Annotated in this window: 8 protein-coding genes; 2 read left to right on the forward strand and 6 right to left on the reverse strand. The window is 68.5% G+C overall.

Annotated elements, in window-relative coordinates; translation table 11 throughout:
* Positions 1-80 precede the first annotated feature (80 nt).
* Complete coding sequence (locus POR01S_RS21185; protein WP_042138204.1) at positions 81-1,892, forward strand: ABC transporter ATP-binding protein; 1,812 nt, start codon at positions 81-83, stop codon at positions 1,890-1,892.
* A gap of 65 nt (positions 1,893-1,957) precedes the next feature.
* Complete coding sequence (locus POR01S_RS23870) at positions 1,958-2,110, forward strand: hypothetical protein (RefSeq protein WP_007162537.1); 153 nt, start codon at positions 1,958-1,960, stop codon at positions 2,108-2,110.
* A gap of 335 nt (positions 2,111-2,445) precedes the next feature.
* Here the strand turns inward: POR01S_RS23870 and treA are convergent, their stop codons facing one another.
* The 6 genes from treA to sbcD form a co-directional block, all read right to left on the reverse strand.
* Positions 2,446-4,089, reverse strand: a complete 1,644-nt coding sequence (treA, locus tag POR01S_RS21190) for an alpha,alpha-trehalase TreA (RefSeq protein WP_007162539.1) — start codon at positions 4,087-4,089, stop codon at positions 2,446-2,448.
* A 99-nt stretch (positions 4,090-4,188) separates the two neighbouring features.
* Positions 4,189-6,102, reverse strand: a complete 1,914-nt coding sequence (locus POR01S_RS21195) for a hybrid sensor histidine kinase/response regulator (protein ID WP_042138206.1) — start codon at positions 6,100-6,102, stop codon at positions 4,189-4,191.
* A 125-nt stretch (positions 6,103-6,227) separates the two neighbouring features.
* The gene (locus POR01S_RS21200; RefSeq protein WP_042138208.1) at positions 6,228-9,653 is read right to left on the reverse strand and encodes an AAA family ATPase; all 3,426 of its coding nucleotides are present in this window, start codon (positions 9,651-9,653) and stop codon (positions 6,228-6,230) included.
* A 352-nt stretch (positions 9,654-10,005) separates the two neighbouring features.
* On the reverse strand, positions 10,006-11,181 hold the full coding sequence (locus tag POR01S_RS21205; RefSeq protein ID WP_027599041.1) for a zinc-dependent alcohol dehydrogenase: 1,176 nt from the start codon (positions 11,179-11,181) through the stop codon (positions 10,006-10,008).
* Positions 11,181-12,020, reverse strand: coding sequence for an SRPBCC family protein (locus POR01S_RS21210; protein WP_042138210.1), 840 nt, complete (start codon positions 12,018-12,020; stop codon positions 11,181-11,183). Before POR01S_RS21210 ends, POR01S_RS21205 begins: the two co-directional genes overlap by 1 nt.
* Positions 12,021-12,120: 100 nt before the next feature.
* Positions 12,121-13,326: an exonuclease subunit SbcD gene (gene sbcD / locus POR01S_RS21215; protein WP_042138280.1), complete on the reverse strand. Its 1,206-nt coding sequence runs from the start codon at positions 13,324-13,326 to the stop codon at positions 12,121-12,123.
* Between the last annotated feature and the right edge of the window lie 84 nt (positions 13,327-13,410).

Raw genomic sequence — 13,410 nt, forward strand, 5'->3', positions numbered from 1 at the left:
CGATGTAAGCCTTTTGCCATAGCCTGGGGAACATGGCGACCGCCGCCTCGACTAATGCTGACCCCCGCCGAAGATCCGCCATGGCCCTCTCGACCTCCTTCGCTATCGTGCAACAGCAGATGCGCCGCGCTGCCGGCCTGGTCTGGAGTACCTCTCCCGCGCTGATGATCGGCCTGATCCTGGCGACCCTCGTCGCCGGCCTGCTGCCGGCACTGGCCGCCTGGCTGGGGCAGCGCATCGTCGATGCCGTGGTGGCGGCCATGCGGCTGCATGCCGACCAGGGCCAGGCACCGCTGTGGCCGGTACTGAAGTTCGTGCTGGCCGAAGCCGGGGTACTGGCGGCCCTGGCGGGCGCCCAGCGGCTGCTGTCGGTGCAGCAATCGCTGCTGCGGGTACGCCTTGGGCAGACCGTGAATCTGCTGATCCTGGAAAAGGCCCAGACCCTGTCGCTGGCGCAGTTCGAGGACGCCGACTTCTACGACAAGCTGGTGCGGGCCCGGCGCGAGGCCTCCATCCGGCCCCTGGCGCTGGTGACCAAGTCCCTGACCCTGTTGCAGAACCTCATTTCCCTGATCAGCTTCGCCGTGTTGCTGGTGCATTTCTCGCCCTGGGCGCTGCTGTTGCTGGTGGTGGGCGCCCTACCGGTGTTCCTGGCCGAGGCGCGCTTTTCCGGCGATGCCTTTCGCCTGTTCAGCCGGCGTGCGCCCGAGACCCGCCGCCAGACCTATCTGGAGACGCTGCTTTCCCACGAGGCCTACATCAAGGAGGTCAAGCTGTTCGGCCTGGCGCCGCTGCTGCTGGAGCGCTATCGCACCACCTTCGCCAAGCTCTACGCAGAGGACCGCCGCCTGACGCTGAGACGTGACGGCTGGGGTTTCGTCTTTGGGCTGCTGGGCACCCTCGCCTTCTATGCCGCCTATGCCTGGGTGGTGCTCGATACCGTGCGCGGCCGCCTGAGCCTGGGCCAGATGACCCTCTATCTCACCCTGTTCCGCCAGGGCCAGGCCGCGGTCAGCGCCAGCCTGACCGCCCTGGGCGGCCTCTACGAGGACAGCCTCTACCTGAGCAATCTCTATGACTACCTGGGCCAGCCGACCAGCGCCGAAGGCGGCAGCCTCACCGCCGGCAGCCAGCCTGGCGACGGCCTGAGATTCGAAGGGGTCGGCTTCACCTATCCGGGTGCGGCCGCGCCAACGCTCAAGGACATCGGCTTTCACCTGGCGCCGGGCCAGAGCCTGGCGCTGGTGGGGGCCAACGGTTCGGGCAAGACCACCCTGATCAAGTTGCTGACCCGCCTGCACAGCCCGACGCAAGGCCGTATCCTGCTCGATGGCAGCGATCTGCAGGAGTGGCAGCCGGCGGCCCTGCACAGGCGCATCGGCGTCATCTTCCAGGACTTCATCCGCTACCAGCTCACCGCCGGTGAAAACCTGGGCGTCGGCGACACCCAGGCCTTCAATGACGAGGCGCGCTGGCGCAAGGCGGCCGAGCAGGGGCTGGCCGACGAGGTTATCGCCGGTCTGCGCGAGGGCTACGAGACCCAGCTCGGACGCTGGTTCATGGGCGGCCAGGAACTGTCCGGCGGGCAGTGGCAGAAGATCGCCCTGTCCCGCGCCTACATGCGCGAGGACGCCGACATCCTGGTGCTGGACGAACCCACCGCCGCGCTGGACGCCGCGGCCGAGGCGGTGATCTTCGAGCGCTTTCGCGCCCAGGCGCAGCAACGCATGACCCTGCTGATCTCCCATCGCTTCTCCAGCGTGCGCAACGCCGACCAGATCCTGGTGCTGGAAGATGGGGAGGTCCGCGAGCGGGGCGATCACGAGGGGTTGCTGGCCAGCGGTGGTCGCTATGCCCAGCTGTTCGATCTGCAGGCCAGAGGCTATCGCTGATCGCCGGTGGCGAACTTCGCGCCAGGGGGTCTGCCCAACGTTTGACAACCACTCGCGGAGGCCGCATGAACGATCAGATCAAGGAAAACCCCGACGACCTGGACATCGATCCGGACATCGCGCCCGATCCCGAGGAGCCCGTGGGGGAAGATCCGGATGACAAGCCGGTCGAGGAGCGCCTGCCGCAGAAGAATCCGCGCAATCCGGAGTACAGCTGATGAACGCCATCCTGCCGCTGCCCGAGGATGAAGACCCGGAAGGGCTGCATCCGGCGGAGTTGCCGGCCGACGAGGACGATGCGCCGCCGGTGGATCCGCTGTGACGTCTAGGGCCAGCATCCGGATGGATCTGGCGTAGGGTTTGCCCTCACCCCGGCCCTCTCCCGGAGGGAGAGGGGGAAAGAGCCGCCCCTAGGTTGGGTTGAGCGCAGCGAAGCCCAACGGGTGAGTCAGCACGTCCAGATTGTTGGGCTTCGACGATGGAGCTGTCTCAGCCCAACCTACGGATTTCACGCGATGAAAAAGGTCCGCCGTAGCGGACCTTTTCTTTTGCCCTATTTCGCGCCGGGTTGCGGTTTGTAGAGTTCGAGCAGCTTGAGCGTGACGCCATTGGTCCAGCCGAAGCCGTCCTGCAACTCGTACTCGCCGCCACCGCCACCCTGGCCGCCGGTGAGGTCGTATTTCTCCACCAGCTTCTGCTCCCGGGCGTAGAGGTTCTGCACCTGGGTCAGGAAGCGGGTGCCGATGTCGGCGGCCAGCTTGTCCTGCTGGTAGCGGCGCAGGCCGTCCACGGCCACCCACTGCAGCGGTGCCCAGCCATTGGGTTCGTCCCACTGCTGGCCGGTCTTGACCGTGGTGGTGGCGATGCCGCCCGGACGCAGCAGCTGGTTGGCCACGGTCGCCGCGGTCTGGTCGGCACTGCTCTGGCTGGCGGCGCCCACGAACAGCGGGAACAGGGTGGCGGCGGAGAGCTTGTCGGTGCGGCGCTTGGCCTGCCAGTCGAAGTCGGTGTAGTAACCGGCCGGATTCCACAGGTAGCGGTCGATGGCCTGCTGACGGGTCTTGGCCTTCTGGCTGTAGGCCTGGACGCAACTGGCCTCGCCGGTCTTCTCGCAGGCCTTGGCGATGGTCTGCTCCAGGTGATAGAGCAGGCTGTTGAGGTCAACCGGCGCGATGGCGGTGGTGCGGATGGTCGCCAGGGTCTTGCCGTCGCCCAGCCAGCGCGAGGAGAAGTCCCAACCGCTCTCGGCGCCGGCGCGCAGGTCGCGATAGACCTCGCCGGCCGGTCGGCCCTTGGCCTGGGCGGCGGTGGCCAGGTCTTCCATGTAGGACTCCTGACGCGGGGTGTCCCGGGCATCCCAGTAGCGATTGAGCAGGGTGCCATCGGCCAGCCTGACCACATGGGCATTGGCCTGGCCCGGTTGCAGGCCTTCGGCGCCGGCCATCCAGTAGGCGTATTCCTTCTGCAGCTGCGGCAGGTAGCGGCGATAGGCGGAGTCGCCCTCCAGGCTGGCCTGCAGATCGACCATGTAGGCGAAGAACGGCGGCTGCGAGCGACTCAGGTAGTAGCTGCGGTTGCCGTTGGGGATGTGACCGTAGACGTCGATCTCATGGGCGAAGTTGTCCACCATGTCGCGGACCAGGTCGGTGCGCCCGTCCTTGGCCAGCCCCAGCATGGTGAAGTAGGAATCCCAGTAGTAGACCTCGCGGAAGCGGCCACCCGGCACCACATAGGGCTTGGGCAGCGGCAGCAGGCTGCTGTAGGCCGGCACCTCTTCGTAATGGCGGGTCAGCACCGGCCAGAGGTCCTTGACGTGGGTCGGCAGGTCGGCCCCCGCCTTGGGCGGGGCGGCCTTGATAGGATCGGATTCTTCGAAGTTGGCGCTGACGAAGGCCTTGAGGTCGAAGCCGGGTTTGTCGCGCTGGGCCAGGTAGTCCTGGCGGATGTCGGCTGGATTGCGCTTGGGCAGGGCATCGACGAAGTGCTTCTGGTCGCTGAACAGCTTGCCCTGCTGCACCGCGGCGAACAGCTCGGGATAGGCCTGGTCCGGCGGTACGGCGCGAGCGTTGCTGGCGTCGCGCCAACTCCAGGTCGGGGTTTCCGGCTTGCTGCCCTCATGGGCGCAGGCGGCGAGAAAGGCGATGGACAGGGACAGGACGAGCATCCGCGCGGGTGGCGCAGGTGGCAGGCGTTTCATGAAGCGCTCCTTTTCTTGTCGACACGACAGCAGCCGCAACGGAGGTTGCGACTCGAAAGGATCGACCCTGGCGCGCCGCGACAGTTCGCCGCGACCGGCTCAGCCGCCCGGACGCAGACGCCTCACGCAGCGCGCCAGCTCTTCCAGGCCGAAGGGTTTGCCGATGAGTTCGACGCCCTCTTCCGCCAGCTCCGGCAGGGACGCCGGATCCGCCTGGCCGGACAGATAGAGCACCGGCAGTCCGGGCGTGGTGGCTCGCGCCTGCTCGGCCAGTTGCCGGCCGTCCAGCCCGGCGAGACCGAGACTGGTCACCAGCAGGTCGATGCGCAGGGTGCCGGAGGCGATGAGCGCGACAGCGGTGGCGCTGTCGGCCACTGCCAGCGGCGTGTAGCCCAGTTCCGCCAGCACCTCGCCGATGATGACGCGGACTTCGCGCTCTTCTTCGACGATCAGCGCGCAGTCGCCGGAGACTTCCGGCAGCACCGGGCCCTCGGCGTCGTTGGGTGCGCTTTCCGGCGCCGGCCGGGCCAGCAGCCGCGGCAGATAGAGGCTGATGCAGGTGCCCTCGCCCACCACCGAGTGGATCTCCACCTGGCCACCGGACTGGCGGACGAAACCGTAGATCATCGACAGCCCGAGTCCGGTGCCGCGCCCGCTGGGTTTGGTGGTGAAGAAGGGTTCGCAGGCGCGCTTGAGGGTATCGGCGTCCATGCCGGTGCCGGTATCGCAGACCTGGATGCGGACGAAATCGCCGTCCACCGTCTCGATCGGCAGACCGATGCTCAGGGGTCCGCTGACATTGTCCACCCGGATGCTCAGGTTGCCGCCCTCGGGCATGGCGTCGCGGGCGTTGATGGCCAGGTTGAGGATGGCGTTTTCCAGCTGGTGCGGATCGCAGTGCAGCAGCCAGAGGTCGGTGTCGAGCTGGACGTCCTTGCGGATCTTCTTGCCCAGACTGTGGCGCAGCAATTCGTGCATGCCCTGCACCAGCTGGCCGGCATCCACCGGGCGGGGTTCGAGCACCTGGCGGCGGGCGAAGGCCAGCAGCCGCTGGGTCAGGGCCGCGGCGTTCTCCGCCGAGCGGGTGGCGGTGTCCAGGTAGCGTTCCAGCTCCTGGATACGGCCCTGTTGCACCCGGCGGCGCATCAGGTCGAGGGAGCCGACGATGCCGGTCAGCAGGTTGTTGAAGTCGTGGGCGATGCCGCCGGTGAGTTGGCCGATGGCTTCCATCTTCTGCGCCTGGCGCAACTCTTCTTCCAGGGCTACCAGCTCCTGGCTGCGCGCTTCGATGCGCTCTTCGAGGTTGCGATTGAGTTCGTCCAGCGCCTCGCGGGTATGGACGGCTTCGCTGACATCGCGGGAGATGGAAAGAAATTTCAGGGTCTGGCCGTCATCGCCCAGGATCGGCGTGACCACCACGTCCCACCAGCGCCGGGTGCCCTTGGCGGTGGGCGCGAGTCCGGTGAAACGGCCGATGCCGCCCTGCCGCGCCGCCTCGATGGCGGCGGTCACCTCATGGCGCTGCTCCTCGGGCCAGAGTTCGGCCCAGTGGCGGCCCTGAAAGGGAATGAAGTCGTCGATCTCCATGACCATGAGACCGCCCGGATTCATGTACTCCAGGCGGCCTTCCAGATCGATCAGCTTGATGCAGTCGACGCTGCAGACCATGACGCTGCGCTTGAAGGCCTCGCCCTGCCAGAGTTCGGCTTCATGGCGACGCTGCGCGGTGACGTCCAGCACTACGCCGCCGGCCTCGCGCCGCTGGAACTGCAGGCAGCGCAGCTGGCCATCGGCGCCCTGGCGCCAGGCCTCCCAGACCTGTCCCGGGGCGGGCAGCAAGCCCTCGGGTGGCGCGCTGCGGCTCTGCAGATCGCTCAGCAACTCGGCGGGCGCGAGCCCCCGGGCCAGTACCTCGGCGTCCCGTTCCAGCATGGCCGCGCAGGCGGCATCCGCGCGCCATCTGGCGCTGCTGGGATCGTATTCGAACAGGCCGACGGCAAGGAACTGGGACATGGTGGTTAGTGGCCGGTAGGAGAAGGAGATGCCATAACGCCAGCAGACGAGGCGAACCCGTCTACGTTAACAGTTTCGACGTTTCGCTTCGCGCTAGGCTTCGACCACTGCACCGGAAAAATTACTCACTCGGTCGCGTTTTTCTCCACCGCATAGCGCCGCTCCAGGCCGCTATGGCCCAGGCCGACGCCCTTGCGCACCTTGAGCTGCACCGGGATGCGCTCCTTGAGGGCCTCCACGTGGCTGATGATGCCGATGGTCTTGCCACTGGCATTGAGCTGGTCGAGGGCATCCAGGGCGACCTCCAGGGTCTCGCCATCAAGGGTGCCGAAGCCTTCGTCGAGAAACAGCGAATCGATGCCGGTGCGCTGGCTGACCAGATCGGACAAGGCCAGCGCCAGGGCCAGACTCACCAGGAAGCTCTCGCCGCCGGAGAGGGTACGGATGTCGCGCAGGGCATCGGCCTGCCAGGTGTCGAGGATCTGCAACTCCAGTTCGGCGGCCTGGCGCCGGAAGAGTCGATAGCGACCGTGCAGGCGCATCAGCTGACCATTGGCCAGGTGCACCAGGTGATCCAGGGTCAGGCCCTGGGCGAACTTGCGGAACTTGGCGCCATCCGCCGAGCCGATCAGGCCGTTGAGATGCTGCCAGAGATCGTGATCGCGCTCCTGGGCGGCGATCTCGCCGAGCAGCGCCTGCAGGCCGTCCCGCCGCCGTTCGTCTTCGCGCAGGGCGGCATTGACCTCGCCCTGGCGCTGACCCAGGGCGCGCAATTCGGCGCCGGCGGCGGCCAGTTCGGCATCCAGCTCGGCGGCGCTGCGCTCGGTGAGCGGCTCGGCAGCCAGGGCGGCGTACCGCTCCCGCGCGGCCCCTGCCAGGGCGCGGGCTTCGGTCAGGGCGGTCTCGAGGCGGGTGCGCTCCGCGGTCAGGACGGAGTGCTCGTCGTCGTCCAGTTGCGCGGCGCGCCAGGCCGCGGCATCGGCGAAGGCACTGGCGGCCAGGGCGGCCTGCCAGCGCTCGCCGGCTTCGCGGGCCAGTTGCACCTCACACGCCAGCCGCTCGTGCAGCGCCTGGTGCGTGCCCTGCAGCGCCGCACCCTGCTCGCGGCAGTCTTCCCAGGTCGCGGTCGCCTCGGCGAGCACGGCCGTAGCGGCCTCCGGCGCTACCGGGGCGGGGACGACCTCGCCGGCGCGCTGGCGCCAGGTCGCGACCAGCGGGGTCAGGGTGGCCAGGCGCTGGGCGAGGTCCCTGTGCAGCTGCTGCAAGGCCTGCGCGCGCTGGCTGTCGGCCTGCCAGAGCCGCCACTCCTGGTCGCGCTGGGCCAGCCATTCGCCGGCACGACCGGGGACTTCATGACCCCAGCCAGCCAGTTCCTCGCCCAGCTGCCGCTCGGCCCTGGCCTGTTGTGCCTGGGCCTGACGCAGCTCCTCGGCACCTTCGGCCAGCGCCTGGCGCGCCCGCTCCCAGGCGGCCTCGGCCAGCGCCAGGCGCTGTTCGGCATCGGCCTGCTGACGCGCCAGGCGCTGGGCTTCGTTGCGCCTCTCCTCGCCCTGCTGACGCAGGCCATCGAGGGTGGCGAGCACCTGCTGAATGCGCGCCAGTTCCTGATCCTGCCGGCGGCGCAATTCGGCGATGGCACCGGGCGCCTCGGGATCGGCGCCCAGGGCCGTGCAACGCTGGCGCCAGAGTTCGCCCAACTGGTCCAGCTGCTGACTGGCCTCGGCCTGCTGCTCGTTGGCCTGATCGAGTTGCGCCTTGAGCGCCGCCAGGGCTTCGCTGAGGTCCTTGCCTTCCTGGGTCAGGCGCTCCAGCTCGGCCTTGGCGTCCTGCAGGGCGGTCTGGGTGGCGGAGACGTCCAGGGCGGCATAGTCGGCCACCGCGGGGTGTTCGCGGGAGCCGCACAGCGGACAGGGTTCGTCGGGCTGCAACTCGGCGCGCTGGGCTTCCAGGCTGCGGATGACCCTTTCCTGTTCGAGCAGCTTTTCGCGCTCGCGCACCTGCTGGGCGACTTCACGATAGCGTCCACGCAGGGCCTCCAGGCGCACCTGATGCTCGCCATGCTGGCGCTGGCGCTCACCCTGGCTGCGCGCCAGGCGCTCCAGCTGGGCCTGCAGCTGACGCCGACGCTCGACCAGTTGGTCCAGCTGGTCCACCTCGTTGACCCGTCCCAGCGCCGCCTGCCAGAGGGCGCGCCAGGCCTTTTCGTCGCGGCCGTCCAGTGCGGCCTGCCAGCGTTCGTTCTGGGCCTGCTCCGCCGTCTGGGCCTGGGCGGCCTGCGCCTGCGCACGGGTCAGCGCCCCCTGCTGGGCCTCGCGTTCCTCGGCCAGCAGCTGCAGCTGACGGGTCTGTTCCTCCTGGCGGCGCGTCAGGCGCGCCAGGGCCTCGGCTCTTTCGTCGCGCAGGGCCAGCTGGCTGCGCCAGTCGCCCAGGCGCTCGCCGAGTTCGGCATGGCGGGTCCGCTCGGCCAGACTCTGCTCCAGGCGCTGTTGTTCATCCAGCGCCTGCGCCTGCTCCGCCTCGGCCTGGCGCAGCTGTTCGCCACTGGCGCCCAAGGCCTGGGCCAGGGCGGCGTCGCGGCGGCTGGCCAGGGTCTGGATCCGCTGGTCGAGCTGGGCCAGTTCGTCCCGGCTGCCCTGTTCACGCGCCGCGGCCTCACGCCAGGCCTGTTCGATGGGCAGCAGCCGCGCCGCCGGCTCGGCCGCGGCCAGCCGTTGGCGCTGCGGCTCGGCGGCGTTCCAGGCCTGCTGGGCCGCAGCCAGCCGGGTGGCGGCCTGCTGCTCGCCCGCCGTCGCCTGCTCCAGGGCGCTCAGCCACTGGCGCTGGACCTGCAAGGTCTTGAGGTCCGCGCCCAGGCGTTCTTCGCGCTGCGCCAGGCCGGTGCCTTCGGCGGCCAGTGCCTGACGGCGTTCGTCATCCAGCACCTCGACCCCGGCGACGCGTTGGCGCAGGCCCTCCAGCACGCCCTTGGCCTCGCGCGCGCGTTCGAACACCCGCTGGGAGATCTGCCCGTACACCGCGGTCCCGGTCAGCTCTTCCAGCAATTCGGCGCGCTGGCTGGCGCTGGCTTCCAGGAAGGCGGCGAAGCCCCCCTGGGCCAAGAGCATGGAACGGGTGAAGCGCTCGAAGTCGAGGCCGGTGAGTTCTTCGGTGAGTCTGAGCTTGTCGCCGGTCTTTTCGGCGAGGATGCTGCCGTCGAGCCTGGCCAGTTCCACCTTGGGCGGCTGCAGGGCGCCATCGGCGCGGTCGCGGGCGCGTCTCTGGCTCCAGAAGGCCCGATAGCGCTCGCCACGCACGGCGAATTCCACCTCGGCGAGGCAGTCGCCGGTGTGACGGGTCATGAGTTCGTTGCTCTCTCCGCCCACCTTGCTCATGCGCGGCGTGCGGTGATAGAGCGCCAGGCAGATGGCGTCCAGCAAGGTGGTCTTGCCCGCCCCGGTCGGCCCGGTGATGGCGAACAGGCCGCTACTGGCGAAGGGTTCGGCGGTGAAGTCGATCTTCCACTCACCCTTGAGGGAATTGAGGTTCTTCAGGCGCAGGGTGAGGATCTTCATCGGGCTTTTCCAGGACGACTCGGCGAACCGCCGATTCTGGCATTGTTGGGCGCGCTCGCCCATGCCAACCGACCACTCGACCTGTGGTCGTGCCCACCGCTGAACTTGCTCCGGCCTCCGCTCTCAACTGCAAGGTATCGCTCTGCAACCACGTATCCCAGGAGGATTCGTCGTGCGCTCGCCCCTGTCTCCCTTAGATTTTCTCGGCATGCCCCTGCTGGTCGGCCTGGGCACCCTGGCGCTGGTCAGCTGCAGTGGCGGCCACAAGGTCGCGGCGCTGTGGCAGCCGCTGGCGACCTGGCTGGTCTAGGTGCTGAAAGCCCGGTGAGCCCTTAGATCACCGGGCGACCCCTCACGGCATGAATACCGCCCTCATGCAGTTCTTGTCCTTGGACTTGAACAGCTCGTAGCCATAGGGCGACTCTTCCAGGCTCATCGGATGGGTGAGCAGATAGGACGGATCCAGTTCGCCCTTCTGGATGTGTTCGAACAGCCGCTCCACATAGCGCTGGCCCGGCTGCTGGCCCGATCTCAGGGTCAGGGCCTTGTTGACGATGGCGCCCATGGGGAATTTGTCGATCACCCCGCCATAGACCCCGATCACCGAGACCGTGCCACCCTTGCGACAGGCGCGGATGGCCTGGCGCAGCGCCGAACCGCGCTCGGTGTGCAGGCGCAGCAGCTGCTTGGTCTTGTCGTAGGCGTAGTCGACCTGGGTGCCATGGGCCTCCATGCCGACGCAGTCGATGCAGCGATCCGGACCGCGGCCACCGGTCAGCTCCAGCAGCGCCTCATGGATGTTGGTGGTCTCGTAGTCGAGGACGATGGCGCCGGCTTTCTCGGCCGCCAGTTGCAGGCGATCGCTGAAGCGGTCGATGGCGATGACCCGTTCGGCGCCCAGCAGGTAGGCGCTGCGAATGGCCATCTGCCCGACCCCGCCGCAGCCCCAGACCGCCACGGTGTCGCCGGGCTGGATGTCGGCGATGTCGGCGGCGTAGTAGCCGGTGGGCACGGCGTCGGAAACGAACACCGCCTGGGCGTCGCTGACCCCGTCGGGCACCTTGAACAGATTGACGTCGGCATAGGGCACCCGCACATAGGTGGCATGGCTGCCGGCATAGCCACCGAAGGCGTGGCTGTAGCCGAAGATGCCGGTGCAGGGCTGCCCATAGGCCAATTCGGTCAGTTCGGGCTTGGGATTGCTGTTGTCGCAGCAGTTGTAGTCTTCGCGCTGGCAGTGCTCGCAGTCACCGCAGCCGAGGATGGAGACCGTCACCACCCGGTCGCCGATGGCCAGGCCCTGATTGCGCAGGCCGCTGCCCAGTTCGACGATCTCGGCGAGGAATTCGTGGCCGATGATGTCGCCCGGCTTCATCGCCGGGACGTAGCCGCCCAGCAGATGCAGGTCCGAGCCGCATACCGAGGACATGATGACGCGCACGATGGCGTCACGCGGGTTGAGGATCTCCGGATCCGGGACGGTTTCCACCTGCAGACGGTTGGGGGCTTGCCAGGTCAGGGCGCGCATCATTCGGTCCTCGCTTGGGTGCCCAGGCCGGCGTCGAGGTCGGCCTGGGGTTCGTCGGCCGGACGGCTCACCGGCGGATGGGGGGGCGCCAGGGGTCGACCGCTGCGGGTGACCTCGGGGGTGGCGATCTCGCCGGTCTCCAGTTGCTGCTTGAGGCGCCGCAGACCCAGGTTGACCGCCTTGCCGGTGAAGCGGCTGATGCCTTCGGTGACCGCATGGCCGAGCAGGCCGGCCGGGGCTTCGCAGGCCAGTACCGCCTGAACCAGGGTGCCGCGGCCCTGGGGCGCGTCGCTGAAGGTCAGACTGGCCTTGTGCGCCATGACCGTGCCGGGCACGGTGCTCCACAGCAGGAATTCGTTTTCGCGACGCTCGCTCTGCTCCAGGGTCCAGCTCAGGGTGCGCCCCAGGGGACCGGAGGCATGCCAGTGGCTGTCGCCATCGGCGCCTAGTTCGATGCGGTCGACGAAGGGCAGCAGCTCGCGCAGGTGCTGCAGGTCGGTGCAGTAGGCGAACACCTCTTCACGCGGCTTGGCGATGGTGACGCTGCGCTGGATGGCGGTGGGATTGTGCCAGCCCCAGCGCTCGGCCAAGGCCTGCTCGAAGGGCGAAGGCTGCAAGGCGGCCTTGAGTTCACACCGCTGTCGGACCCCGCGGCTGAGCGCCATGGCCCCCAGGGCCAGCTTCACGCAGCCGGTCAGACCACCGCGGCGCAGACCGCCAAGGATCAGCAGGCCGCCGCCCAGCAGGGACACCAGGCGTTCGGTGCCCTGGACATTGGGTACCTGGTTGTCGGTGCGCTCATGGCGCGTGGCAGCGAGGGGTTGCGATAGGTCGTGCATGGGGTCTCCTCCGGTATGGGCTACATAGAGAGGGTGACCCCGGGCAAACGGGCCTTGTTCCGGACGAAAAAGCTGGTCCGATGGAAGCGTTTCGCTGCGATCAGGCCGGCAACTCGCCGAGAACCTCGCGATAAAGGCCTTCCAGACGACTGCGCAGCTCGTCATCCAGGGTCTCGGCGGCCAGGCGCTGGCTGAAGACGTCCAGCGGACTGAGCTCCTCCAGGGTCTCGCGCGGATTGCCCTGCAGGGTAGGCGCTACCAGGCTGCGCGCACGCCTTACCCGCAACACTTCCAGGGGCAGGTCGGCCACCAGTGCCGAGATGCGCGGCTGCAGATCGGCCAGGTAGTCGTCACCGGCCACCACCACCTCGGCCCACACCGGGCAAGCGGGACTGCCATCGGCCGCTGCCTCGATCAGAGCCGCGCCCAGGGTGTCGAGGCTGCCCTGCACCACGGCCAGGGGCTGGAAACAGGGCACCGCCAGGGGCGTGATCCGCTCCAGGGCACTGCCGAACTCCACCAGCAGGACTTCCTTGTCCCGCTGCTCGTCGAAACTCAGGCACAGCGGCGAGCCGCTGTAGCGCACCTGCTCCAGGCCGCCAACCCGCTGGGGTCGGTGGATATGGCCGAGGGCGATGTAGTCCGCCGGCGGAAAGGCGCTGGTGGGAAAGGCGTCGAGACTGCCGACATAGATCTCCCGCACCGACTCGCTGGCGCTGGCGCCCACGGTGGTCAGGTGGCCGGTGGCGATGATCGGCAGCGTCGCGCCCAGTTCCGCGCGGCGCGCCTCGGCCAGGGCGTAGAGCTCGGCGTAGTGGCCCTGGATGGCCTGCTGCAGCGCCTGGCGCTTGTCATTGGCGCTCTGCCCGGCCTGGCTCTGCAGCACGTCACGCGGCCGCACGAAGGGAATGCCGCAGAGCAGCGCGCCGAGCTCGCCGTCGCGCCTACGCAATTCCAACAGCTGGTCGGCTGGCGTCGCGCTGACGCAGGGGATCACCCGGGTGTCCAGGCAGGCCAGCAATTCGCGGGACTCGGCCAGCACCGCGGCGGAATCATGGTTGCCGCCGAGCACCACCAGGCTGGCGCCGGTAGCGCGCAGGGCGACGATGAAGCCGTTGTACAGCTCGCGGGCGTAGCTCGGCGGCGTGGCGGTGTCGAAGATGTCTCCCGCCACCAGCACCACGTCCACCTCCTGCTCCGCCACCTGGTCGACCAGCCAGGCGAGAAAGGCGCGATGCTCGGCCTCGCGGGTGCGCCCGAGGAAATGCTGCCCCAGATGCCAGTCGGAGGTGTGCAGCAGGCGCAGGCCGCCGGCGGGCGAAGCCTTGCGGGCGCGCCTGGGCTTGGGTTTTTCCTCGGGGGCGGCGGGCAGATCGAACAGCGGGAGGTT

The organism is Pseudomonas oryzihabitans NBRC 102199 (genome assembly GCF_000730625.1).
Taxonomy (GTDB): Bacteria; Pseudomonadota; Gammaproteobacteria; order Pseudomonadales; family Pseudomonadaceae; genus Chryseomonas; species Chryseomonas oryzihabitans.